Origin of the sequence: Vibrio anguillarum, from assembly GCF_001989995.2 — a bacterium.
GTDB classification, from domain to species: Bacteria; Pseudomonadota; Gammaproteobacteria; order Enterobacterales; family Vibrionaceae; genus Vibrio; species Vibrio anguillarum.
In genome coordinates, this window is the sequence record NZ_JAHGUP010000039.1 from 71,341 (window position 1) to 94,654 (window position 23,314).

Annotated in this window: 23 protein-coding genes; 10 read left to right on the forward strand and 13 right to left on the reverse strand. The window is 45.0% G+C overall.

Going from position 1 to position 23,314, the window contains the following annotated elements:
* Positions 1–124 precede the first annotated feature (124 nt).
* The 6 genes from PL85_RS10475 (at position 125) to PL85_RS10500 (ending at position 3,844) form a co-directional block, all read left to right on the forward strand.
* Positions 125–1,384, forward strand: a complete 1,260-nt coding sequence (locus PL85_RS10475) for a dicarboxylate/amino acid:cation symporter (protein ID WP_038148379.1) — start codon at positions 125–127, stop codon at positions 1,382–1,384.
* A 228-nt stretch (positions 1,385–1,612) separates the two neighbouring features.
* Entirely contained in the window at positions 1,613–1,864 is a 252-nt protein-coding gene (locus PL85_RS10480; RefSeq protein ID WP_017044617.1) for a hypothetical protein, read from the forward strand.
* Positions 1,865–1,966: 102 nt separating this feature from the next.
* Positions 1,967–2,533 carry a septation protein A gene (locus PL85_RS10485; RefSeq protein WP_017042013.1) on the forward strand — a complete coding sequence of 189 codons (567 nt, stop codon included), beginning with the start codon at positions 1,967–1,969 and terminating at the stop codon, positions 2,531–2,533.
* 131 nt (positions 2,534–2,664) lie between these two features.
* Positions 2,665–3,066, forward strand: a complete 402-nt coding sequence (yciA, locus tag PL85_RS10490; protein ID WP_013857152.1) for an acyl-CoA thioester hydrolase YciA — start codon at positions 2,665–2,667, stop codon at positions 3,064–3,066.
* Between the two features lie 90 nt (positions 3,067–3,156).
* Positions 3,157–3,453, forward strand: a complete 297-nt coding sequence (locus tag PL85_RS10495; protein ID WP_115339685.1) for a YciI family protein — start codon at positions 3,157–3,159, stop codon at positions 3,451–3,453.
* 1 nt (position 3,454) lies between these two features.
* Complete coding sequence (locus PL85_RS10500) at positions 3,455–3,844, forward strand: GspS/AspS pilotin family protein (protein WP_115339684.1); 390 nt, start codon at positions 3,455–3,457, stop codon at positions 3,842–3,844.
* 91 nt (positions 3,845–3,935) lie between these two features.
* On the opposite strand, the gene metE is transcribed toward PL85_RS10500, so the two are convergent.
* Positions 3,936–6,230, reverse strand: a complete 2,295-nt coding sequence (gene metE, locus PL85_RS10505) for a 5-methyltetrahydropteroyltriglutamate--homocysteine S-methyltransferase (RefSeq protein WP_115339683.1) — start codon at positions 6,228–6,230, stop codon at positions 3,936–3,938.
* A gap of 311 nt (positions 6,231–6,541) precedes the next feature.
* Between metE and metR the strand changes: the two genes are divergently transcribed.
* Positions 6,542–7,453 carry an HTH-type transcriptional regulator MetR gene (gene metR, locus PL85_RS10510; RefSeq protein ID WP_038148387.1) on the forward strand — a complete coding sequence of 304 codons (912 nt, stop codon included), beginning with the start codon at positions 6,542–6,544 and terminating at the stop codon, positions 7,451–7,453.
* Between the two features lie 73 nt (positions 7,454–7,526).
* Here metR and PL85_RS10515 read toward each other — a convergent pair whose 3' ends face one another.
* The 3 genes from PL85_RS10515 to PL85_RS10525 all read right to left on the reverse strand — a co-directional run bounded on the left by PL85_RS10515 (position 7,527) and on the right by PL85_RS10525 (position 11,022).
* Positions 7,527–7,727 carry a DUF4250 domain-containing protein gene (locus PL85_RS10515; protein WP_010316942.1) on the reverse strand — a complete coding sequence of 67 codons (201 nt, stop codon included), beginning with the start codon at positions 7,725–7,727 and terminating at the stop codon, positions 7,527–7,529.
* 69 nt (positions 7,728–7,796) lie between these two features.
* Positions 7,797–8,477: a hypothetical protein gene (locus tag PL85_RS10520; protein ID WP_013857157.1), complete on the reverse strand. Its 681-nt coding sequence runs from the start codon at positions 8,475–8,477 to the stop codon at positions 7,797–7,799.
* A gap of 70 nt (positions 8,478–8,547) precedes the next feature.
* Positions 8,548–11,022: a sensor domain-containing phosphodiesterase gene (locus PL85_RS10525; protein WP_115339682.1), complete on the reverse strand. Its 2,475-nt coding sequence runs from the start codon at positions 11,020–11,022 to the stop codon at positions 8,548–8,550.
* A 381-nt stretch (positions 11,023–11,403) separates the two neighbouring features.
* Between PL85_RS10525 and PL85_RS10530 the strand changes: the two genes are divergently transcribed.
* Together PL85_RS10530 and PL85_RS10535 are read left to right on the forward strand one after the other, a co-directional pair.
* Complete coding sequence (locus tag PL85_RS10530; RefSeq protein WP_115339681.1) at positions 11,404–13,041, forward strand: S1 family peptidase; 1,638 nt, start codon at positions 11,404–11,406, stop codon at positions 13,039–13,041.
* A 213-nt stretch (positions 13,042–13,254) separates the two neighbouring features.
* Positions 13,255–15,561, forward strand: a complete 2,307-nt coding sequence (locus PL85_RS10535; RefSeq protein WP_115339911.1) for a YgiQ family radical SAM protein — start codon at positions 13,255–13,257, stop codon at positions 15,559–15,561.
* A gap of 44 nt (positions 15,562–15,605) precedes the next feature.
* Here PL85_RS10535 and PL85_RS10540 read toward each other — a convergent pair whose 3' ends face one another.
* From PL85_RS10540 to htpX, 9 genes are all read right to left on the reverse strand, one after another.
* Positions 15,606–16,133, reverse strand: a complete 528-nt coding sequence (locus tag PL85_RS10540) for a DUF3833 domain-containing protein (RefSeq protein WP_115339680.1) — start codon at positions 16,131–16,133, stop codon at positions 15,606–15,608.
* A complete protein-coding gene (locus PL85_RS10545; protein WP_019281991.1) occupies positions 16,130–16,708 on the reverse strand; it encodes a chalcone isomerase family protein in 579 nt (192 codons plus the stop codon). Before PL85_RS10545 ends, PL85_RS10540 begins: the two co-directional genes overlap by 4 nt.
* Positions 16,686–17,183, reverse strand: coding sequence for a DUF2878 domain-containing protein (locus PL85_RS10550; RefSeq protein ID WP_088728774.1), 498 nt, complete (start codon positions 17,181–17,183; stop codon positions 16,686–16,688). Before PL85_RS10550 ends, PL85_RS10545 begins: the two co-directional genes overlap by 23 nt.
* Positions 17,183–18,430: an SAM-dependent methyltransferase gene (locus PL85_RS10555; RefSeq protein ID WP_115339679.1), complete on the reverse strand. Its 1,248-nt coding sequence runs from the start codon at positions 18,428–18,430 to the stop codon at positions 17,183–17,185. Before PL85_RS10555 ends, PL85_RS10550 begins: the two co-directional genes overlap by 1 nt.
* Before the next feature lie 57 nt (positions 18,431–18,487).
* Positions 18,488–19,228, reverse strand: a complete 741-nt coding sequence (locus tag PL85_RS10560; RefSeq protein WP_094147162.1) for a DUF1365 domain-containing protein — start codon at positions 19,226–19,228, stop codon at positions 18,488–18,490.
* Positions 19,228–20,502, reverse strand: a complete 1,275-nt coding sequence (locus tag PL85_RS10565) for an NAD(P)/FAD-dependent oxidoreductase (protein WP_174223824.1) — start codon at positions 20,500–20,502, stop codon at positions 19,228–19,230. Before PL85_RS10565 ends, PL85_RS10560 begins: the two co-directional genes overlap by 1 nt.
* 30 nt (positions 20,503–20,532) lie before the next feature.
* Positions 20,533–21,255 carry an SDR family NAD(P)-dependent oxidoreductase gene (locus PL85_RS10570; RefSeq protein ID WP_115339677.1) on the reverse strand — a complete coding sequence of 241 codons (723 nt, stop codon included), beginning with the start codon at positions 21,253–21,255 and terminating at the stop codon, positions 20,533–20,535.
* Entirely contained in the window at positions 21,252–21,671 is a 420-nt protein-coding gene (locus PL85_RS10575; protein WP_026028585.1) for a nuclear transport factor 2 family protein, read from the reverse strand. The genes PL85_RS10570 and PL85_RS10575 overlap by 4 nt, the downstream gene beginning before the upstream one ends.
* A 221-nt stretch (positions 21,672–21,892) precedes the next feature.
* The gene (gene htpX / locus PL85_RS10580; RefSeq protein ID WP_017044602.1) at positions 21,893–22,756 is read right to left on the reverse strand and encodes a protease HtpX; all 864 of its coding nucleotides are present in this window, start codon (positions 22,754–22,756) and stop codon (positions 21,893–21,895) included.
* Between the two features lie 306 nt (positions 22,757–23,062).
* Here htpX and PL85_RS10585 point away from each other — a divergent pair, with 306 nt between their 5' ends.
* Positions 23,063–23,230 (forward strand): hypothetical protein, encoded by a 168-nt coding sequence (locus tag PL85_RS10585; RefSeq protein WP_017041998.1) that lies wholly within the window; start codon positions 23,063–23,065, stop codon positions 23,228–23,230.
* Positions 23,231–23,314: the final 84 nt, after the last annotated feature.

Below are 23,314 nucleotides of genomic sequence, written 5' to 3' on the forward strand. Positions count from 1 at the left end.
ACCTTGTTACCATATTGCTAAATGTAAAATATCCGTGTAAAAAGCTAGTCGAGATATTTATCCACCGATTGATATTTATGTAGTGGGTAACACTAGGAATTTACAATTAATTAGCACAGAGGTTATGGAAGTGTTAAACAAAAAGAGTTTGTTAAGCAACATTGGCGTGCAAGTCGTCATTGCAATGATCATTGGTACTGCCGTTGGTGCCATGATGGGACACGATGCGGCCGTCTTTTCGCCACTAGGTGTCATTTTTATCAACCTAATTAAGATGCTGGTGATCCCACTGGTGGCCGTTGCGCTTATTTCCGGTGCTGCGGGCCTTGGTAATAGCCACGCGGCGGGTAAAGTCGGTTTTGTCACACTCAGCTTTTTTGCGGTCACTTCCGCACTCGCCGTGACGCTGGCACTGGTAATGGGCGAAGTCTTCCAACCGGGTATCGGTGTCGATATTTCGGGCGTTGAAGGTATGTTTTCTGCCGAATATGCAGCAAAAGGTGAACTACCTACTTTTTGGGCAACCATTACGGGTATGATCCCAACCAACGTTTTCCAGTCACTGAATAATGCCAACATTCTACAAATCCTTGTTTTTTGCTTGTTCTTTGGCATTGCCATTTCTAAACAAAGCAAAGAAAAACGTGACCCGATCATCAATGGCGTAAACACCATTGTTGATGCCATGGTGTGGATGATCAACAAAGTGATGATCATCGCGCCTATCGGTGTATTCGGTTTGATGGCTGAAGCCGTCGGCACGTTTGGTTTTGGTGCACTGATGGTGGTGTTTAAACTCTTTTTGGTTTATGTCGCGGCCATTTTAATTTTCGGCTTTATTGCTTACCCGCTGATGATTCAGGTCTTAACCAAGACGTCGGCTAAGAAATTTATCCTTGCGATGAAAAAGCCTCAAGCCGTAGCCCTTTCAACCGCGTCATCAATGGCGACACTCCCTGTCACTATGGATACCGTAGAGCACGACCTTGGCGTACGCAACTCAACTGCCGCCTTTGTTCTGCCGTTAGGTGCCACCATCAACATGTCTGGCAACGCCATCTATTACGGTTTAGTTGCGATTTTCTTCGCCCAGCTATTCAATATTGATCTCTCGATGGGCGCTTACATTGCCATCATCGTAACAGCGACACTGGGCGCCGTCGGTCAAGCAGGTGTTCCTGGTCCTTCTTTCCTTGTAGTGGCCGTTTTGCTAGCGGCTGGGATTCCAATTGAAGGTTTGCCACTACTGTTCGCCCTAGACCGTATCTTCGACATGATCCGTACCGCGCTCAACATCACAGGGGATGCCGCGTGTGCCGTTATTGTTGATGCTTTGATTGAAGAAGAAGCCACTGAGGCCTCATTGAAGCAGCAAAAAGCCTAACTCATCACAGAGCATCATTGATCCAATACAAGCCGCATCCTATGCGGCTTTCTTTTTGCATCGCAATTTGCAAAAAAAACAGTTCTCATACTAAAGTTAATCATTAAAGCGCCCTATGACTGACGATAAAGTTGGCATTGCGATTGCTATAATAAACGACACCTCTTTCGTGCCACATAGCAGCGGCAAACTTTTGGCGTTAGCACGAATCGACTTGGAGTATGAGTAATGGATATTCATCGTGATACTTATTATGGTTTGATTCACCACGGGATCCGAGAATTGGTTATCGATCGGATTGGCCATTTCAGTGAATTTGAATACCACCAATATCTAGGCTTAATTACTGGCAAAGATTCCTGTTTTTCAATGACAGATGAAGAATTGCAGATAGCCGTCGCCAATTTAAAAAGCGAAGGCTATTTAGAAGATATGAAACGAGCAATACCACAACTTGAAACCAGCGGCTGGGAACGCTAATCCATTTCTAGTTAATTTGTTTCGAATTGTCTCTTTCTATTTAGCTCTGACACGGTTTTGGTTAGACTGTGCGCAACGTTTAAATCGGAAGCATAAATACGAATGAAGCAACTTATTGATTTTATACCACTTATCATCTTTTTTGCCCTTTTCAAGATGTACGACATCTATGTCGCCACAGGGGCACTTATCGTGGCCAGTGCGGTACAGATTGCCCTGACCTACGCACTGTATAAGAAAGTTGAAAAAATGCAGATCATCACGTTTTTGATGGTGACTATCTTCGGTGGTATGACGATTTTCTTTCACGATGACAATTTCATTAAATGGAAAGTCACCATTGTTTACGTTGTGTTTGCCTTGGGCTTGACCATCAGCCACATCATGGGCAAATCAGCCATTAAAGGAATGCTTGGCAAAGAGCTAACCTTACCTGAACACGTATGGGCAAAAATCAACTGGGCGTGGGTTTTCTTTTTCAGCGTTTGCGCTGTACTAAACATCTACATTGCATATCAACTGCCATTGGATGTTTGGGTCAACTTCAAAGTATTTGGCTTATTAGCCGCAACTTTTGTTTATACCTTATTAACGGGTGTTTTTATCTACAAACACCTGCCAAAAGAGAAGCAAGTTTCCGAGAGCAAACCCTCCTCGCACGAGCACTGATTGCACTAACCTTCTCGCTAGGATTCATTCAGAGGACTCTTTAAGTGCAAAACAGGCTGTCTTTGGTATAATCCGTCCCTATTTTTCAGCGACCACTTTGGTCGCTGTTTTGTTGTTGTGGATGTCGAAAAATGAATCAGGAAAATAGCGCCCCAAGAGGCCAATTATTGCTACGCACCTTAGCCATGCCAGCAGATACTAACGCCAACGGTGACATTTTTGGCGGTTGGATCATGTCTCAACTCGACTTGGCTGGCGCAATTTTAGCCAAAGAGATCTCATTTGGCCGCGTTGTCACTGTGTCTGTTTCTAGCATTACGTTTAAAAAACCCGTCAAGGTAGGCGATGTGGTGTGTTGTTATGGTGAATGCACCAAAATTGGCCGCACTTCAATGTCCGTCAATCTTGAAGTATGGGTAAAACCCATCAAATACGACAGCGTGGGAGATCGTTTCCAAGTATGTGAAGCAACCTTCAATTATGTCGCCATTGATACCGATGGCCGCCCTCGACCGATTAAGCCTAGCAACTGATCACAGAAATTCAGTTTGGTTGCTTTCAATACGCGCCAGTTTCAGTACAGTAAGGCCTCGACTTCATTATCAAACAATAAGGATATCAATATGTGGTACGTTATTTTCTCTCAAGACGTAGAAAACTCGTTGGAAAAACGCATGAGTGTCCGGCCACAACATTTAGAGCGCTTACAAACCTTGCAAGATGAAGGTCGTCTATTAACCGCAGGGCCAATGCCAGCAATTGATTCGGAGAATCCAGCAGAAGCTGGGTTTACGGGGTCAACAGTCATCGCTGAGTTTGATTCGTTAAGACAAGCTCAAGCATGGGCGGATGCCGATCCTTATGTTGCTGTAGGTGTGTATCAACATGTTATCGTTAAACCCTTCAAGAAAGTGTTTTAAGATGAAAGTCATTCTCTGTGCTCTGTTTACAACGCTGGTACTGGTGGGTTGTAGCTCGAATGGTGATCAGCAAAAATATTTGGAAGCCGTAGCCAGTAATCGCGCGAATGTGATTAGTGCTGAGTTACCCTTAGAGTTTGGGCCTTTGTCCGTGATGCGTGCCAGTGCTAAAGGCAGTACGGTGGAAATTATGATGATTTACAATGAGGATCAAAAAGGAGCAAAGCCGATTGATCAAGTGTTGAAAACCAGCATCAATACCTACTGCTCAGATTCAACCACACGCGCTAACCTCGACCTCGGCTTGACTTATCGAATTAAAATGCGCAATACGCGGGGCCAACTTGTTGTGGACCAATTAATTAGTAAAGCAACTTGTTCGGCACAATAGTCCTCCCCTTATTAGTGATGACCACTCATCAACCACTTTATTCGTAAAAAACAGAGGCTTCATTTGAGGCCTCTGTCAAGATTAATGTGGCTTAACTTTGCTGGGGTTTAAGCTCTTTGCGCAGCGCTTTAGCTGCTGACACTAAGTTGGTCAGTGCTGCCTCCACTTCATTCCAATTGCGCGTTTTTAAGCCGCAATCAGGGTTAACCCATAATCTCTCTGCTGGAATTTTTTCCGCCGCTTTACGCAACAAACCTTCAATCCACTCTTGAGAGGGAATGTTTGGCGAGTGAATATCGTACACACCTGGGCCAATTTCATTCGGGTAGTTAAACTCTTCAAACGCTTTGAGCAGTTCCATATTCGAGCGAGAAGTTTCAATCGTAATCACATCGGCATCCAGTGCCGCTACTGAGTCAATGATTTCATTAAATTCGCTGTAACACATGTGAGTGTGGATCTGCGTTTCGGGTTTCGCACTCGCCGCCGCAATTTTAAATGCCTCAACCGCCCACGCCAGATATGCTTGATGGTCACGCTTCTTCAATGGCAACCCTTCACGAATCGCAGGTTCATCAATTTGGATGATGTTAATGCCCGCTTGCTGCAGGTCTGCCACTTCATCACGCAAAGCAAAAGCCAACTGCTGAGTGATGGTTTGACGAGAAACATCTTCACGAGGAAACGTCCAGCATAAAATCGTTACAGGCCCAGTCAACATTCCTTTCATTTGCTTCGCAGTCAATGATTGAGCATAAGTAGACCACTCCACCGTTATCGGTTTTTCACGTTCAATATCGGCCACCACGATAGCCGGTTTTACGCAGCGTGAGCCGTAACTTTGCACCCAGCCAAATTGCGTAGTCTGGAAACCGGCTAAGTTTTCGGCAAAGTACTCCACCATGTCGTTACGCTCAGCTTCACCGTGCACTAACACATCGAGATCAAGTGCCTCTTGACGTTTTACTGCATCGGCAATGTGCCCTTTCAATGCATTGATATAATCAGCGTATGCCAGTTTACCTTGACGGTAAGCACTGCGCTGATGACGGATCTCACTCGTTTGAGGGAATGAGCCTATGGTTGTCGTTGGCAAAAATGGCAACCCTAACACTTCAGCTTGGTGATGAGCGCGCTCTGAATAAGGTGCACTGCGCTCAGAGAGTGCCGCCGTTATGCTGTTGACTCTCGCCTGTACATGCGGTTTATTAACGTGAGTTGCCGTTTTACGTGCAAGTATCGGTTGGCTATAAGTTTCACAGGCCAGAATCGCCGCGTCATCACCGTCCAGTGCCTTACCAAGTAAAGCAACTTCTGTCACTTTTTGTTTGGCAAATGCAAACCAACTTTGTACTTCATCACTGAGCTGCTGCTCAAGATCTAAATCGACCGGGCTATGCAAGAGTGAACACGAGCTCGCAATCCACAGACGATCCCCAAGTTGCTGCTTCACTGGCTGTAAACGAGCCAATAACGTCGCAAGATCGGCGCGCCACACATTGCGTCCATTGACCACACCTGCCGAAAGTACCCAATTTTTTGGCAATTTCTCTAGTACCGCGTTCAATTGATCGGCAGAAGCGGAGAGATCGATGTGCAATCCATTTACTGGTAGCTCAATGATTTTATCGAGCGTATCAAGCACCGAATCAAAATAAGTAGTCAGTAACAGTTTTACATCACCAGCGATCACTTGATAAGCCAACTTAAATGCATCTTGCCACTTTGGTTCTAGCTCTAACGCTAAAATAGGCTCATCGATTTGTACCCATTCCACTCCTTGTTTAGCAAGCTTAGCTAAAATTGCTTGATAAGCGGTCAATAAACGAGGCAGTAAGGTCAGGCGATCAAATCCCTCTTCGACCTCTTTACCCAAGTAGAGGTAGCTCAGCGGGCCAAGCAGTACAGGCTTAACTTGGTGGCCTGCTTTCGACGCTTCATTGACTTCCTCAAACAGTTGAGGCCAGCTGACTTCGAACGTATCGTCTTGGCTGAACTCCGGCACAAGGTAGTGATAATTGGTATTAAACCATTTAGTCATATCAGAAGCTGCGCTTCCGCTACAGCCGCAACCCGCTTGTGATTGACCACGTCCAACGCGAAAGAGTGTATCTAAATCAGGAAAGCCGTTTTTATGGCGTTTAGGAACGTGTCCAAGGAGCAATGTGGTTGTGAGTACGTGATCGTACCAAGCGAAATCGCCTACGGTTGAAAAACTCAGACCCGCTTGTTGCTGCTCAGCCCAGTTTTTCTGACGAATGTCATGCCCCACTTGCAGTAACTGCGCTTGATCGCTTTCGCCACGCCAATATTTTTCTAACGCAAATTTCAGTTCGCGTTTTTCACCAATGCGTGGATAACCTAAGATGTGAGTCGTCGTTGTCATGTCCCTAGTCCTTTTGCTGTTGATCGTGTCTGATTCTTTATCGCATAAGATAAAGATGTCTGGATGGCTAGACTATCCATCTAAACTGACCCACAGACAAGGTGCAATTATTCAACTTGTTTATTAAAAAAATTCATGTTGATTGCAGAGAGCTTTAATTGACATCAAGATAAATAGACGTCTAGATGTTTACAGCTCCATATTAAAAGCGTAACTTAGCTCAGAACAGCAGAATGGTCACCGTGTTGATGCGACCCACGATATTGGTATCAACTACCGTTCTCTCAAAGGAATGAAGGAAAATAATGGCAATGATTGAACTTAAGCATCTGAAGACTTTAGTTTCTTTAAGGGACAGCGGCTCACTCACCTCAACAGCTACCGCGCTCCATTTGACGCAATCGGCCCTTTCACATCAGATTAAAGATCTCGAGACACGCATTGGCGGGCCACTGTTTCTACGTAAAACTCGCCCAGTGAAATTTACCTCAGAAGGAGAGATCCTACTGAAACTGGCTGACGAGATCCTGCCAAAGCTGGCCAGAGCTGAAAATGATTTAGCCAGTTTGAAAGAAGACGTCAATGGGCGCTTACACATGGCGATTGAATGTCACTCTTGCTTTCAATGGTTGATGCCAGCGCTGCGCGAATATCAGCTTGCTTGGCCAAGTGTGACGTTAGATTTTTCGTCCGGCTTTGGCTTTGAACCTTTACCCGCATTGCTGGCCGGCGAACTTGATTTGGTCATCACTTCCGATATTTTGCCTCGCTCAGAGGTACATTACGAACCACTCTTTGATTTTGAAATGCGCCTTATCACCTCTACAACTCACCCACTTGCAGGAAAATCGGTGATTGAACCAGAGGATCTCGCCTCACAAACGATGCTCACTTACCCCGTACAAAAACAGCGTTTGGATGTGGTGAAACACTTTCTACAACCTGCTAGTGTTGAACCCGCGAAGTGGAAACAAGCCGACAACACTTTGATGCTAGTACAAATGGTCTCTGCTGGATTAGGTGTGGCGGCACTGCCAAATTGGGCCATCAGCGAGTTCTCTAGGCAGGGGCTTATCACCAGCAAGCCACTAGGGAAAGGTTTATGGCGTCGACTATTTGCCGCAACACGCCACAGCGAAAAAGATCGCCACTATTTACAAGCTTTTTTTGCCACCGCGCGCCAACAATGCAAAAGCCACCTTGACGGGATCAAGATGGCTTAAACTATTCGTCGTATCGACATGGCTATTTGAATGACAGTGCGGTTGGTTAACTGTCACTGCACGCTGCTTAGCACTAGCGTTGGTTCGCTTTAAATTGGTTGGTCAGTGGGTCGTATTGGTAGCCTAAAACATCCAGCTTACCGACTACATTTTCTCTATCCATTTCATACATACTGGCAAGCTCTTCGAAGCTGTCACACTCTAAGCGTAGCTTCTCATTGACGATGCCAAGTAATATATTGCTATCAAAACGGCTGACGTTACTCAAATCCATGGCTCACTCCTATAGCAAAGAGACCACTAAAGACTAGCGGTAAAATTCGCACTAAAGAGTGACCCAGGTCTAGAGATTAAACAAACCTTGAAAACAAATACTGGCAGCCAACATCAATAACAAGGCTGCCGTTAATTGAATTTTCTCAGCGCTTTTGGCAAACAGGATATGCCAGCACCACACGATAATACCTGCAATCATGAAACCGAATGTCGTTAGTAACGGCAATGTTGCTCGAGCCAACGTTTCATCATCTAACCCGTACGCGTGCGGCACAACGCATAAAGCGATCCCCATCGAGCAGAGAATGCCCACAACGGGTAGAACTCGATGGAAAGCTTGTAAACGCGAGCGCGCTATCGTTAGTAGAAGGTGCGAGAAACTCGCGCCCAACAAACCAACCAACAGCAACATGGCGATAGAAGCTGACCAATGACCCTGCTCTGATATCTGAATCGCGACATAAGCCAAGGCAAGGCCATTCGCCAAATACAGTGCCCATAACGGGCCTTCATCTCGAGTTTTCTTGGTTTGAACTTGTGAATAGAAATAGAAAATGGAAAAGACGACCAAAAAGGCTTCAATTTTTAGTGAAGCCACTGCCAACCAAAGCACACCAATGGCTGGCAAGACGCGATGAATACGGCCACGTTGTCCAGGACAAATATCCCCTTTGACCAGCACTAACGTCAGTAAGATTTGCGCACCGAGCAGCATGGGTGAAAAAACAGAAAGTAAGGTTTGAATCATAATCTAAACATCATCTGGAAACATCTGGGCGCGATAATAGCAAAGAGTAAGCGCGGATGCCCAGAGAAGGTTACTGACTTTCGGCCAAATACCTCAGCACGTCCGCTTGAGTCAATAAGCCTTTATAACGAGTGTTATCGACCAGTACCCATGGAAAATCATGTCCTTTTTCGATCAAATTCACTACTTGGTTTAGCTCGGTGTACGCGTCAAGCTGAGTGAAATGAAATTTCATGATCTGACTCACGGGCTTACGCCATACGGCCGCTTCACGCGTGGTTTCAAGATCGGTTCCCATGTTCGGCGTCAGATATAAATTGAGTGAGGCCACATCGACGATGCCGACACACTCTCCTTGATTTACGACTGGCAGCACATCAACTTTAGTCGATTTAATATACTGATAAGCAAGAGAGATTGGCTCACTGGGATCCAAATGTGGTTTCCCCTCTTTGAACAGATTGAGCAAACAGTTGGGCTTTCGCTTTTGTTCTACTTTATCGCCCGAATACGCAAAACGATTACGATACTCCTTGGCCCGAACCAGTTCCTTAAGCGGTAGTGGTTTTGAAAAAATATAGCCTTGTATGTAGTCAATGCCCAATGATTTAAGCACCCAAACCTCATGCTCTGTTTCTACTCCCTCGGCAACCACTTTCACGCCGAGTGTGTGCGATAGCTCAGTGATCATTTTAACAATACTGTATTTATTGCTGTTGACCTGAATGTCCGTGACAAACTCGCGATCTATTTTTAAATAATCAAAATTGCAATCGCTGAGGTAGGTAAAAGAGGAATAACCCGTACCAAAATCATCAATCGCAACCGTTACGCCGCGCGATCGAAGAGCATTGAGGGCATCAACCTGATGAGATTGGCTATCAAAATAGGCGCTTTCGGTTAGCTCAATGGTGACTGACTGAGGCGTATCCGTGTAGCGATCAATGATCTCCATGGTATTGGCTAAAATCTGCGTCGCATCCATTTTGGTATTTAAAGAGCGGTTGATCGTTACCCCAACACCTTGGCCAAACAAGGTTTTTATCTTGGGTAAATCTTGCAAAGATAAAATACTGACACAACGATCAAGCTCGGCAATCAAATCCAGATCTTCCGCGATACCAATCATTTCTTGCGTGGTAAAAGGTAAATCGGGCACAGGCTTAAAACGGCATAACGCTTCGAATTTCGCAATGTTCCATGTTTTAGTATCAACTATCGGTTGGTAGTGTATCTCCAAGTCCTTCTGCGCAATCGCTTTGGCGACTCTGTCTTCCAAGTTTTTTCTACGTTTCACTTGTTGATGTATTTCACTGTGATAGAAACTGATGTTACGCGCTTCCCCTGCATGCTGTTCAAGCATCGCTTGCATCGCATGCGTCACCATTCGAGCTGGCGTTTTTGCATCGAACCCTAAAACAGACACACCAATTCGGCCATTAATAATCGCGGCGTGCGAGCTCGATTCGTTCTTTAACTCTTTCATAAAGCGACGGATCGCATGTTGAATGAGGCGAAAGTCGGTAGTTTTTTTGCACTCTGAACAGCTCAAACTGACCAAATAAATATCTTTTCCCACATAGCCCACCAGCTTTACTTCTTTACTGCGTGCCAAAAAGCTAGAAAGCATCAAAGTTTCTGTATGATGTAGCCCTGATTCAAACCCAGGCTGAAAAGCCAAAACCATTTGCGTTTGACCCTGGGGGTGCTCCGCGCAATATGTTTCGAGCAAGGCTTTAAACTTTTGTTCGGTAGGCAGTTGCGTCAAAAGATCGATATCCCCAAGTGCCGTATCGGCTACGCGATGAAGATTATCGGCTAAATCAAGCGTCATCCCTACAAAGAACACTCGGCCATCTTGCAGTACGATTTTTTGAATCGTTAATTCTTGTGGTGCAACCAGCCCAGATGCCCGACGATTGAGAATGACACCGCTCCAATGATCTTTGGTGTTGATGTCGTGCCACATCGATTGAAAAAACTCTTTGGAATGCTTGCCTGCATTAAATACGTTGGCTTTTAACCCAAGTAGCTCGTTTTGTTTGAAACCTGAATGCTGCTCAAAATAGTGGTTACAAGCCAAAACCCGCGTTTGATCGTCGGTTAGGATCAAACCATGATGTGTATTATCAAACACTCCTTCAAAAAGCTTGGCCACCTCTTGCAATGATTCCAGTTTGAGCAGCGGTCGAATCGTACCTTGCAACTGCGTGAGAGAAGTACGCTCGATAAAAATCTCCACATAAGTTAACGCCTGATCCGAAATAACAAGGTTGCAATTTAAAGCATGGCTTTTGCCACTTTCAATCACATACTTGAAGCAGCGCTTCATCTCTGCAGCTTTGCTCGGCGTCATATAACGCAATAATTCTTGAATATTGGCTATCGAAACACGGGAATGAAGTAACGCATTCGCCGCTTTCAGATCACAAATAAACTCTGAGGTCGTCAGGTTAAACGACCAATCAATCGCATCATATCGAGCCACTGGCGGTTCTCGAAGCACTGCCTTTTCTCGTAGCCCTTGAGACTTCACCTGTGCCATATAGACTCCAACTCATTCAAATGATTGACCATTAATGATCACAGCATAGAGCAAAACTTAATCACAAGCCGTGAGTTAGCACTAATGATGTAAATGCAGTTGCTTATTTATTATTTTAGGCCAGACAAGCCATATAAAAAACGCCGAACATCAATACACCTCAAAAGGAGTACCCTAGAACTATCGTCATCGAAAGAAAATAATGAACACAAAATAACCAATACGTTCATTTTATAAGCTACTGAAATACATTAACTTGCCTTATTTGATTAATATATCTTGTCGATATGATAATTATTACTGATTGACGAGATTCATTAGCCCCCATATGGTACCGTTCCCACACCCAAGGGGTGCTGGAAAAACTAATCCGAGGTACTCATGAACAAACCCCTTTTTTCAGTCGCGCTAGGAGCGCTTCTGTTTACATCTTTTCAGTTCAGTGCTTCTGGAACGGAATCCGGAATATCAACTAGAATCATCGATGGCGCCCCTACAGTAGCACATGAGTTTCCCTTTATGGTTGCTCTGCACCATGGGGAATACAAAGACAGCTTTTGTGGTGGTAGCTACTTGGGTGGTAAGTATGTGCTTACAGCCGCTCACTGTGTTACGAAGGAAAAAGCATACCTTGCACCTAATGCGGAAGATATCCAAGTCACGGTAGGAACAAACGACCTGTATTCAACGGCCGGATATCGAGTAAAAGTTAAGCAAATTTATTACCATGAAGACTATAACGCAACTTTAAACCGTAACGATATTGCCATTCTCGAATTAGAGCGCACGTTACCCATCGAAGCAATTACTCGGCCTACTGTTAGTTTATTTGATGCACTAGTTGAGGGCTCAGCTATGCAAATTATTGGCTTTGGTACAACGAAATACGACCTAGATACTTTGCAATCCAGCAATCCCTCTTCAGTCTTGCGTAAAGCAGAAGTGTCGTTAATGGATACGGAACGATGCAAAAATTTGGGTCCTGCTAGCTATGCGAATATCGAAAATGATGTTTTTTGTACGACCAGTTTCCCGCAAGATACCTGCCAAGGTGATAGCGGTGGCCCTATTTTCGTTAAATCAGGCACTGATTTTATTCAATATGGCGTTGTCAGTTGGGGACTTGGTTGTGGATTTAAATCTACAGCTGGCGTTTATGCAAAAGTCGACCATTTTAATGATTGGCTGACTAAAAGAACGTCCAATGTTTCTTTCCGACAAACTCAACTCAAAGACGAGATTAAGTATGGAACTCATACCCATCGCTTTCATTTTGTAAACAACTCTAGTGAGACTATTACCGCAAACAACGTCACACTATCTCCAGCTTCTGCAAATATCACAGACCAAAACTGTTCGCTAGGCTTGGATCCGAGTAGCCAATGTTATGTTGATGTTTCTTATACCATTGATTCAATGACACCTGCTGATGTGCGCTTAGAGATTGACACTGACAGCACACTAGATTTAGGAATCGTGACTTCATCATTAAAGTTCAAAACAATTTTTGAAGCAGCCTCGCAAGACTTGAGCAGCTTAATCGCTGTACCTAACGCTAGTATTAACGTCAGTAGAAATCCTTGGATAGAAGAGGGTGGTTGGTTACGCTCAGCACCGATGGCCGATGCGGAACAATCCGTACTGCAGTTGGAAAATGTTCCACAAGGAAAATTACACTTTGATTTCCAAGTATCATCAGAAAGCGGAGACTTATTCATTGCTAAGGTTAATGGTGTTAAATATATTATGGAACATGGAGAAAAAAGTGGCAGTAACACACTCTACCTCAACAAAGACTTTAACAACATACGCTTTGAATACATAAAAAAATCCGATAAAGGAAGTGGTACCGATGCGGCTTACATCAAAAATTTGAAATATGAAAAGCCTTACTCCTTTACCTTACCCCCACTTTCAGGAGGTTCAGGCGGCGGTAGTACTGGAGGTAGTACTGGTGGCATGACTTTATTGTCAATGTTGGCAGCCTTATTGATTCGACGTCGTTACATGAGCCACTAACTCTTGTCTAAAGGTCAACCCGTTTTATTACTGGTTGACCTTTTTACTATTGGTGCATCCTTTTTATCACATATCACTTAATATCTCTCCGACACACTTACCACTCACTTGATTAATAATTTTCTTTATAAAGAGAACGCAAAGCCAATGTTCCGCTAGATACTACCAGTGCAAGTCGTTATAATGCGCGGCTCATTAATCAGAGGTCAAAATATGCACAGCAACGTCACTCCTATTCATCAATATAAAAAATACTGGGCAGAGTGCTTTGGAACCGCACCTTTCCTGCCAACCAGTAAAAAGGAGATGGATGCCCTAGGATGGGACAGCTGTGACATCGTGATCGTCACGGGTGACGCTTATGTGGATCACCCCAGTTTTGGTATGGCGATCATTGGCCGTTTACTCGAAGCGCAAGGCTTTCGCGTTGGGATCATTGCCCAGCCGCAATGGCAAAATAAAGACGCTTTCATGGCGCTGGGAAAACCCAACCTGTTTTTTGGCATCACGGCCGGCAACATGGATTCGATGATCAACCGCTACACCTCTGACAAAAAATTGCGTCATGATGATGCGTACACACCCAATAATGAAGGTGGCAAACGTCCAGATCGCGCCACACTTGTCTATTCGCAGCGTTGTCGTGAGGCTTATAAAGATGTGCCACTGGTGCTCGGTGGTATCGAAGCCAGTTTACGCCGCGTTGCCCATTATGATTATTGGTCAGACAAAGTGCGCCGTTCTGTGCTGTTTGATGCCAAAGCCGACATACTGCTATTTGGTAACGCAGAGCGAGCGTTGGTTGAAGTGGCGCACCGCTTGGCTAATGGCGATAACATCGCTGATATGACCAATATTCGCGGCACGGCCGTAAACCTGGCCGCTGAGCCTGAGCATTACACCATCATTGACTCATCACGTATTGAGAAACCCGGTAAAGCGTTTGTTCCGGTGAACCCTTACGCGGTGGAAACGCAGTGTGAAACCAATCAAGAAAAAGAAGCCGAAGCAAAGCCAATCACCATTCGTCCTTCTCGCCATGATGCCGCTACAACAGCGGTTCGTTTGCCTGCTTTTGAAAAGCTCAATAATGACCGGATTTTATACGCGCATGCAAGCCGTGTACTGCATTTAGAAACCAACCCCTATTCCGGCCGGGCGCTGATTCAGCGTCATGGCGACCGTGAATTGTGGGTCAACCAAGCTCCGATTCCACTCACTACAGAAGAGATGGATTACGTGTTTGGCCTGAGCTACGCACGCGTGCCTCACCCTATGTATGGCAAAAGTAAAATTCCTGCTTACGACATGATCAAAACCTCGGTTAATATCATGCGCGGCTGCTTTGGTGGTTGTTCATTCTGCTCGATTACCGAACATGAAGGGCGCATTATCCAAAACCGTTCAAAAGAGTCGATTTTGAATGAGATGGAAGAGATCCGCGATAAAGTTCCCGGCTTTACTGGAACCATTTCGGATTTGGGTGGGCCAACGGCGAACATGTACCGTTTAGGTTGTAGTGATCCTAAAGCTGAGATGAACTGCCGACGCCCATCGTGTGTTTTCCCCGGAATTTGCCATAAGCTCAATACCGACCACAAACATACGATTGATCTCTATCGTGAAGCGCGCAAAGTCAAAGGCATTAAAAAAGTGATGATCGCCTCTGGTGTGCGTTATGACTTGGCGATTGAATCTCCTGAATATGTGCGTGAATTGGTCACGCATCACGTAGGAGGCTATCTCAAGATCGCCCCAGAACATACCGAGAAGAATCCGCTTGATCTGATGATGAAACCGGGCATGGGCACCTATAATCGCTTCAAAGAGATGTTTGAGAAGTACAGCGCTGAAGCAGGTAAGAAACAGTACCTCATCCCGTACTTTATTTCCGCGCATCCCGGTACGGAAGATGAAGATATGCTCAATTTGGCACTGTGGCTAAAATCAAACAATTTTGAGTGTGATCAGGTGCAGAACTTCTATCCATCGCCAATGTGTAATGCAACCGCGATGTATTACTCAGAGACTAACCCGCTCAAACGTGTGAAATACAAAAAACGTGAAGAAGTGACTGTCGCGAAGGGAGAGCGTCAACGCAGGCTGCACAAAGCGCTGTTACGCTACCATGACCCATTAAACTGGCCAATTATCCGTGAAGCCTTGATCAACATGGGTAAAAAACATTTGATTGGTGATAAACCTAGCTGCTTAGTGCCTGCGAATGATGTCGATGCACTCACGCCTGCGCAGCGTCGTAAGTCGGGACGTCACGGAGCGAACCGTTTTGCGACCAAACACACCAAAACTCAGCCGGGTTTTGATGCTCTTAACCCGCGTAAAGAGAGCGCTACTTCACCAAGTAAATCGCCAAACAAACCACGCGCTAGCAGCGCGGCAGACAACGGTAAGAAAAACCAAGGCGGCGCATCTAAACCTGCACACTCTCGCCCGACAAGTAAAGGCAAGCCGTTTGCTCAAGCCTCTAAACCAAGAGCGCCACGCGCAGAACAGAGATAATTCCAAAGCCATATGATCAGCATAATAAGGCTCCGAAAGGAGCTTTATTGTTTTTCAAAGAACAGCGTTAGTTTACCGACCTCGATACCAAATTTTTTAATTTTAGTCAGGTTAAACACCCGCTTTTCATCTTGCCGATAAAGCCAGTCGTCAAAGGTAACGGTTAGCGTAGAATCACCATAAGGTAAGGAAAAATCATATTGCCAACGCAAAGCGTTACCCACTTCTTCCCCTTGGGCTTGGCCTAATACATCATCCGCTTGACCGATATATTTTCCATCAGCAAAACGTTCAATCACCCATACTCTTTGGCTTTTTTCACCATCATCAAAATTGAAGTCTTCAACCAAAGTGAGTTTATTCCCCTCAACTGTTCCGTCGATGACAACCTCGAAACGACGCGTTTGCATCCCCGTATAATCTTGCACCATCCCCCATGCTAACGTTCGACCAGAGAAGTACTCAAATAGATCAAACTTAGGTTGCGTGGATTGGTATTGAGTGAGATCAGCGCTGCACCCCACTAACCAAAGTAGAAGTAACAGATAACTGCGTCTGGCTATCGCTTTCATGGTTGCATTCCTATCAATTGTTTGCGTAAGTGTGGGTATTGCGTCTGTGGCGACAGCCATATCGCGAGAAAGGCGTCATTTAACGCTTCGTCGACTACTGTACCAACCTGGGCTTGAACACCATTCTTAGGATGAAAAATAAAAGCGCCCTGCTGCCCATCGGAGGTGTAAATCAAGCGGTCGCCCTCAGTAACGCTGGGAAAAATGGACGATAGGTGCACCAACCATGGTGCAATTTGTTGCTCGGCTAATTTGAGTTTTTGCCACTGCTCTGCGGTCGATTCCACCAGCTGTTTACTACTGATGTCGCGCTGATATTCAATTTCAAGCGCCAAGGGATGGGGCGATAAATCGCTTCCTTGCTCGTACTGCCCTGATGGGGTACGCAGCTGCGAGGAATAAATATCTAGCCATAACCAGCTTAAATTCGCTTGGCCAATCACTGGCCAAGTTTGCCACTCGGTCAGTTTATCGTCGGCCACCGCCGCAAAAGCGTTATTCACCAAGCTGTGAAAGGCAATCACTATCAGTAACAGGTTGAATTTTCTTAGCCTATTTCTCTTTGCTAACATCATCGCTAAATATCCTAAGTATCAATGCACCGATCATCACCCATTGCAGCCACAAGATAGTCATAGTCAAACCCAATGGCCAATCAAAATGTACAGCGCCTAAACGTTCTGCCGCCCAATAACTTAAACTACCTAACACGCCGACCATCAAACAAATGAGTTTGGATGGATAACGTTTCAGCAGCACCACTAAATGAGCGGCATACCAAGAAAAAGCACCCCACAACACCATTAACCAAATGGGAAAATCATTGGTAGCAAAGCGGAATAGTCCGAAATACTGATTAAGGGCATCGATAACAATACCCACCATAGTTAACGCAATCACTCTTTCCAAAGGATAGGAAAAGTGCCGCAAGGAAAACATCAATGCGGCTAACATCATGGTCAATGCCAACCACTGCAAACGTTCTGTCCCCAACACAGCAACAAACCAGATCGCTTGAAACCAAAGAGAGACAGCAAACAGCGTCTTCATTACATCGGTCTTTGCAAAGTCATATGTACAGTGCTGATGGATTTTGCTAAAAATCCACCCTCGCAGTAGCAGAAATAGTAACGCCACATACGCGTGAATCGCTCATCATACCCAAGTTGTGAAACCTGATGTTTTGCAAGCTCAAAACGGTGACGCCAATGAGCAAGCGTATGCGCATAGTCAGGACCAAGATCAAACAGGTTGCGAACCACTAAATCACTGTGCTGTGTCGCCGCCGTTGTCAATGCAGTAATTGAGGGTAAAAAACCGCCGGGGAAAATGTATTTCTGAATGAAATCGACATTATTGCTGTAATAATCATAACGTTGATCAGCAATGGTAATGGCTTGAATCGCCATTAAGCCATTAGGTTTTAGTAGTGACTGGCACTGTTCAATATAAGAGGCGAGGTACTCTTTACCGACCGCTTCGATCATCTCTATCGAGACTAATTTATCGTACTGACCTTGTAGCAGGCGGTAATCTTGCTTAAGCAAGGTGATTTGACTCCCCAGCCCCTGCCGCTCTATTTGCTGCGCGGTGTAGTAATGCTGCTCTTCAGAAATGGTCGTCGTCGTGACCTGACAGCCGTAAGTTTTGGCCATGTAAATCGCCATCGCACCCCAACCGGTGCCGATCTCAATCACGTGGTCGCTTGCTTTGAGTTGCAACTGCTGGCACAAACGTTCCATTTTATTGATTTGCGCCTGCTCTAACGTTTCATCCGGATGCAGAAACAACGCGCTGGAATAGAGCATATTACTGTCTAAAAAGGTGTGGTAGAGATCATTACCTAGATCGTAGTGGGCATGAATATTCTCTTTGGCTTTATCGATTGAATTTCGGTTGAGCCAGTGGCTGACTTTATAAAAAAGTTTGGTCAACACACTACTGCGAGCTTCAATGCCATCTAATGCACTGACATTACGAGCCATCAGTTCCATTAGGCTGGTCAAATTCGGGCTATCCCACCAACCATCCATATAGGCCTCACCCGCGGCAATACTCCCCCCTTTTAATAAACGAGCGTAAAAATGAGGGTGATGTATTTCAATAGTTGCATGGGGTTGATGCTCTTTCAGTTCGCCAAAAGTCTCCTGACTGGACGCGCCTTCATTGGAAAAGGTTTCAATGATGGTTAAAGTGCCGACGTCTAAACGCTGTAGACAGCGAAAAATGAAGCTTCTTGCACTCTTTTGCAACCCTGTCAGTTGCTTGGGCAACGCGAGAGTTTGTGAATTAAGCATTGAGCGTTCTCCTTGTTATTGTTATTTAGACACTGTCTCTGTGTAGATCTTGCGTATTTATGAATGTGGATTGGAGTAGAAAGGTGCTCCTTTAAGCCACAGCTTTAAAGCATGCCAGTAAATACCTATTGTCACTTTTACGGCCATCACGGGTGTTTTGATCAATAACTTGAGTAAATTTTTTGAATTAAATGGTTGTGCCTTCATCGATAAAGTAGCATCGAAAACTTTACCTTCTTTGTGACATTCCAAATGCACACTCAATGACGAACCAAGCGGCTTCAACTTCCAATGATATCGCTGATCAATAGGATTGAAGGGAGAAACATGAAACGCCTTTTGATGACGCCACTGTTGCTGCTCTTCTCCCGCTTGTGCTTTCACCGCGTAGTAGTGCCGTTGATTCCAAGGTGTATTACTCACTTCGGCCAACAAGTATTGCCATTCACCTTGTTGATCATAAAGATAGTAGAAATTAACCGGGCTGAAATAGATTCCTAAATAACGAAGGTGACATACTGCTATCACCTTTCCAGAGCAGCGGTCGCCCGTCAGCTCATGAACTTTATCTTGTATGCACTGTTTTAAATCCCCTTCACCAAGATAATCGGCGCGCTGAAAACGCGCCCAGTGCCACCATTTTTCGCCAAACCCCCAAACTGAATCACTCAGTTGATCCAGTTCATCGAGATCAATACACGGCATAAACAATGGATAATTGAGCGCATGTTCAATCGGAGTAAAGCGTCGATGACGTACCATGCCAACCATCAAACAACTGTTGGGCTCCGTCTCCATCACGCCGCGCCTTTTAACTGCTGCGCTTGCGCTTCAAGCTGTGTCACCACATCCAGCGCACTGGTCACGCCATCTTCATGAAAACCATTGCGCCAATAAGCGCCACAGTACCAAGTGTTATTCACACCGTTGACTTCAGGCTTGCGTTGCTGAGCCGCGATAGATTGCGTGGTAAATACCGGGTGGTGATAAGTAAACTGTCGTAAAACTTTCTCATCAGCAATGCGGTCACCGCTGTTGAGCGATACACAAAAAGTATGAGCGCCTTTAATATGCTGCAAGATATTCATATTGTAGGTCAGCGCTGGTAAACGCGATTCTTGATCTGGACTGCCATCAAGCCAATAGTTCCAAGCTGCCCAAGCGGCTTTTCGCTTAGGCAGCAGTGATGTGTCGGTATGTAGAGTGACTTCATTAGCTTGATAGTGTATTACACCGAGCACTTCTTGCTCAGCCTCTGTCGGTTGCTCTAACATACCTAATGCCTGATCGCTGTGACATGCAAAAATCACATGATCAAAGTGGTGTGATTGCCCATTAACAATGAGCTCGACACCCGCCGAGCTGCGTTTGACTTGTGTAACTGGGCTATCAAGATGAATCTTATCTTTAAAACCTTGCGTCAAGGGTTCGATGTACGCGCGCGATCCGCCTTCAACCACATACCATTGTGGTCGGTTAGTGATCTCTAGCAGTCCATGGTTGAGGAAGAAACGCAAAAAGAAACTTAACGGAAAAACCCGCATATCAGCCAAGGAAGACGACCAAATTGCCGCCCCCATCGGTAAAATATAATTTTCACAAAAATAGTCAGAAAATTGGTGCTCAAATAAGAAATCACCTAAGGTTTGCATTGATTGATGAGCTTGTTCTGCTTGCTGTTTCGCTAACCGATTGAAGCGAATGATTTCAAAAATAAAGCGATAAAAGACAGGGTTTAACCAGTTCCGCTTTTGTGCAAACAACGTAGTTGCGGTATGACCGTTATATTCCAGCCCATTCGCATCATTACGCACACTGAAGCTCATTTGAGTCGGAATGCCTTTTACGCCAATTTCATTCATCATTGCGATGAAATTTGGGTAGGTCCGGTCGTTGTACACGATAAAACCAGTATCAACCGCATGATTTTGACCATCGAGCTCAATATCGACGGTGGCGGTATGCCCACCAATGTAATGATTGGCTTCAAACACGGTAACATCATGATGTTTATGCAAATAATAACCGCATGTTAAACCGGAAATACCGCTACCAATAATGGCGATTTTCATACTCAATTCCTTTAATTACAAAACAGCTCGTTATTTAAGTAATGCCGCAACTAATTTGCCTTGCCATGCGTAAGGTAAGCTGCCAATCAAACGTAATAGGCTCGTAAAACGGGCCGGAAAATAGAGGGTGGTTTTGCCTTTTTCCAACCCACGGCGAATCGCCTGCGATGCATACTCGGTACTGACCATCATTGGCATCGAAAAACTATTTTTATCAGTCAAAGGCGTGGCAACAAACCCAGGATAGATCATCGTCACAGCAACACCTTGCGCTCGCCAATCTTGCATGAGCGAGCGTGCTAGGTAACTAACCGCTGCTTTAGAAGCGCCATAGGCTTCTGCTCTTGGCAGCGCGATTTCACTGGCGATGGAACCAACGATCGCCACACGGTGGTTAGCAACAAAGTGATGCTGTATCGCCTCAATGCAATGAGCTAAACCCAAAACGTTTACGTCAAACACACGCTTAAACCGGAGTGAATCCATTTGACCATGATCGATGTATTCGCAATCGCCAGCGTTAAGAAGCCATAGTGCCGGAACAAAAGGCAGCTCAAATAACGCAGCTTTGGTCTCTTCTAACTGAGTAATATCAAATGCAATACCGTAGATCTGCGGATACTCTTGGTGCATTTGATTAAGCTTGGCTTGGTTACGCCCACAAGCAATCACTTGCCAACCCGTTTTTGCATAATCAACAGCTAGCTGATAACCAATACCAGAAGTGGCTCCCGTGATAAGTACACTCTTCATTGCCCTAACCTCTGTTTGATCGAACGAATAACACTTCCCAGCAGCGGAATGTGTTCATAGAGCATTTCTCCCAAGTCGAAGTAATCACGGTGATAAATGACTTGGTTGTCTTGAAACTTGAGATGGCTCATCCCTTGCACTTGTATAAGTTTTCCACGAGCTAGCCGAGGATGCTGCAAAGACATAGTCCATGTGAGAAAGCCGCAGTCACCGACTTGCTGGTGATCATGGATGGTAAAATCACAACGCTCTACGTTCTGATACAAACGAGCAAAATAATCCGATAGCGCACGCCAGCCTTCTATTCGATGAGCGGCATCCTCAAAAAGGACATTGTCGTGATAAACCTGACGTAATAAAGGCAAGTTCTCTTTGTTGAGTTGACGATAAACTTGAGCAACCGATTCGACATCCATTGTACGTTTCCATAAGTTATACAAAAACTTCACATGTACAAAATAGTACAAGTCACTTAGTTATACAAAATATTTCTTGTATAACTTTGTATCTTTTCAATGCATACGTGGTTGCAAGGAATTAAGATCAAAAAAGAAAATAAAGACTAAAATTCCAATAGTTACGACGATCAAAAAGGCCAGCGTAATTCGCTGGCCTTCTCTTTTTTAGTTAGCTTAGATTAACTATTGCGCAAAGCGGCGATGCGTTTATCAAGCGGTGGGTGACTCATCAATAATTCCGTCATTGAACGTTTACCGTTGATACCAAAAGCCATCATGGAACCTTCCAATTGAGATTCTTGCCCCATTTTTAAACGCTCTAACGCCGCAATCATCTTGTGTTTACCCACAAGCTTTGCTGCACCTGCGTCGGCGTGGAATTCGCGATGACGGCTATACCACATCGTAATAAAGCTCGCGAGGAAGCCAAATACCAATTCCAACACCATAGAGATGCCAAAATAAACCATCATATTGCTACCGCCACCCTCTTCTGAATCACGAGACGACACGATGTTTGCGATAAAGCGCGATAAGAAAATAACGAAGGTGTTAACCACTCCTTGCATTAAAGTCATCGTGACCATATCGCCATTGGCAATGTGGCTCACTTCATGCGCCAATACCGCTTCGGCCTCGTCACGCGTCATGCTGTGCAATAGCCCCGTTGAAACAGCGACGAGGGAATCATCACGCTTAGCGCCAGTTGCAAAAGCGTTGATGTCCGGTGAATCATAAATTGCCACCGTTGGCATGCCAATGCCCGCCTGCTGAGCTTGACGACTCACAGTTTGCAATAACCAATGCTCAGTTTCGTTACGTGGACTTTCAATCACCATTCCACCTACCGAGCGCAGAGCCATGCTCTTTGACATCAATAATGAAATAAATGAGCCGCCAAAACCAAACAACGCGGCCATGACGAGCAAGCCAGATAAACTGCCCGGCTGCATCCCCGTCACAGCATAAACAATATTTAATACAAGGCTAAGAACCAGAACCACCGCAAGGTTGGTTGCTAGAAATAACATGACTCGCTTCATTACTTATCTCCGAATGAAAAGCTTATTATGAGTGTAGGCTGCAAGCGACGCTAGCATGAACCTACACAATTTTTCATATACATATAGTCTAAGATTTGAAAAACAAGGTTAAGCGATAAATTGAAACATTTAATGTCTGACACCGAGTTTTCTAAAATCTGTTGCTGGACAGCAAGATGGTTAACCTACCCTTACAGTACGTGATGGGCAATTGAACGCATAAGACTTTGGTCGTATTGAGAGTCCCAGCTAAAGTGACTACATTGCATGGGCAACAGACATTTTCGACTGACAAAGGACAGCATCATGGCTGAAACGAGCAACTATCAAATGGCGATCGATTTACTGTGTTGCCACTTAGGTCTCTCTGAAGATGAAGCTAAACAACAATTGGGAATTGGCAGTACACCATCCGCGCAGCAACAAATATCTGACACGCAACAAGCACTGATGGGGCTGATGCAAGAAAAATAGCCGTTAGCAAGGCTGGCGAGAGTTTATGCTAGCTAAATTGAAACAGCGCCGCTCATGGCATTATGGGTGGCGCTGTTTTGTTTG

Bases quoted from the DNA above. Each gene is read 5' to 3' on its own strand.
- PL85_RS10475 (WP_038148379.1), top strand. From the start codon at position 125: ATGGAAGTGTTAAACAAAAAGAGTTTGTTAAGCAACATTGGCGTGCAA.
- PL85_RS10480 (WP_017044617.1), top strand. From the start codon at position 1,613: ATGGATATTCATCGTGATACTTATTATGGTTTGATTCACCACGGGATC.
- PL85_RS10485 (WP_017042013.1), top strand. From the start codon at position 1,967: ATGAAGCAACTTATTGATTTTATACCACTTATCATCTTTTTTGCCCTT.
- yciA (WP_013857152.1), top strand. From the start codon at position 2,665: ATGAATCAGGAAAATAGCGCCCCAAGAGGCCAATTATTGCTACGCACC.
- PL85_RS10495 (WP_115339685.1), top strand. From the start codon at position 3,157: ATGTGGTACGTTATTTTCTCTCAAGACGTAGAAAACTCGTTGGAAAAA.
- PL85_RS10500 (WP_115339684.1), top strand. From the start codon at position 3,455: ATGAAAGTCATTCTCTGTGCTCTGTTTACAACGCTGGTACTGGTGGGT.
- metE (WP_115339683.1), bottom strand. From the start codon at position 6,230: ATGACAACGACGACTCACATCTTAGGTTATCCACGCATTGGTGAAAAA.
- metR (WP_038148387.1), top strand. From the start codon at position 6,542: ATGATTGAACTTAAGCATCTGAAGACTTTAGTTTCTTTAAGGGACAGC.
- PL85_RS10515 (WP_010316942.1), bottom strand. From the start codon at position 7,727: ATGGATTTGAGTAACGTCAGCCGTTTTGATAGCAATATATTACTTGGC.
- PL85_RS10520 (WP_013857157.1), bottom strand. From the start codon at position 8,477: ATGATTCAAACCTTACTTTCTGTTTTTTCACCCATGCTGCTCGGTGCG.
- PL85_RS10525 (WP_115339682.1), bottom strand. From the start codon at position 11,022: ATGGCACAGGTGAAGTCTCAAGGGCTACGAGAAAAGGCAGTGCTTCGA.
- PL85_RS10530 (WP_115339681.1), top strand. From the start codon at position 11,404: ATGAACAAACCCCTTTTTTCAGTCGCGCTAGGAGCGCTTCTGTTTACA.
- PL85_RS10535 (WP_115339911.1), top strand. From the start codon at position 13,255: ATGCACAGCAACGTCACTCCTATTCATCAATATAAAAAATACTGGGCA.
- PL85_RS10540 (WP_115339680.1), bottom strand. From the start codon at position 16,133: ATGAAAGCGATAGCCAGACGCAGTTATCTGTTACTTCTACTTTGGTTA.
- PL85_RS10545 (WP_019281991.1), bottom strand. From the start codon at position 16,708: ATGATGTTAGCAAAGAGAAATAGGCTAAGAAAATTCAACCTGTTACTG.
- PL85_RS10550 (WP_088728774.1), bottom strand. From the start codon at position 17,183: ATGAAGACGCTGTTTGCTGTCTCTCTTTGGTTTCAAGCGATCTGGTTT.
- PL85_RS10555 (WP_115339679.1), bottom strand. From the start codon at position 18,430: ATGCTTAATTCACAAACTCTCGCGTTGCCCAAGCAACTGACAGGGTTG.
- PL85_RS10560 (WP_094147162.1), bottom strand. From the start codon at position 19,228: ATGGAGACGGAGCCCAACAGTTGTTTGATGGTTGGCATGGTACGTCAT.
- PL85_RS10565 (WP_174223824.1), bottom strand. From the start codon at position 20,502: ATGAAAATCGCCATTATTGGTAGCGGTATTTCCGGTTTAACATGCGGT.
- PL85_RS10570 (WP_115339677.1), bottom strand. From the start codon at position 21,255: ATGAAGAGTGTACTTATCACGGGAGCCACTTCTGGTATTGGTTATCAG.
- PL85_RS10575 (WP_026028585.1), bottom strand. From the start codon at position 21,671: ATGGATGTCGAATCGGTTGCTCAAGTTTATCGTCAACTCAACAAAGAG.
- htpX (WP_017044602.1), bottom strand. From the start codon at position 22,756: ATGAAGCGAGTCATGTTATTTCTAGCAACCAACCTTGCGGTGGTTCTG.
- PL85_RS10585 (WP_017041998.1), top strand. From the start codon at position 23,063: ATGGCTGAAACGAGCAACTATCAAATGGCGATCGATTTACTGTGTTGC.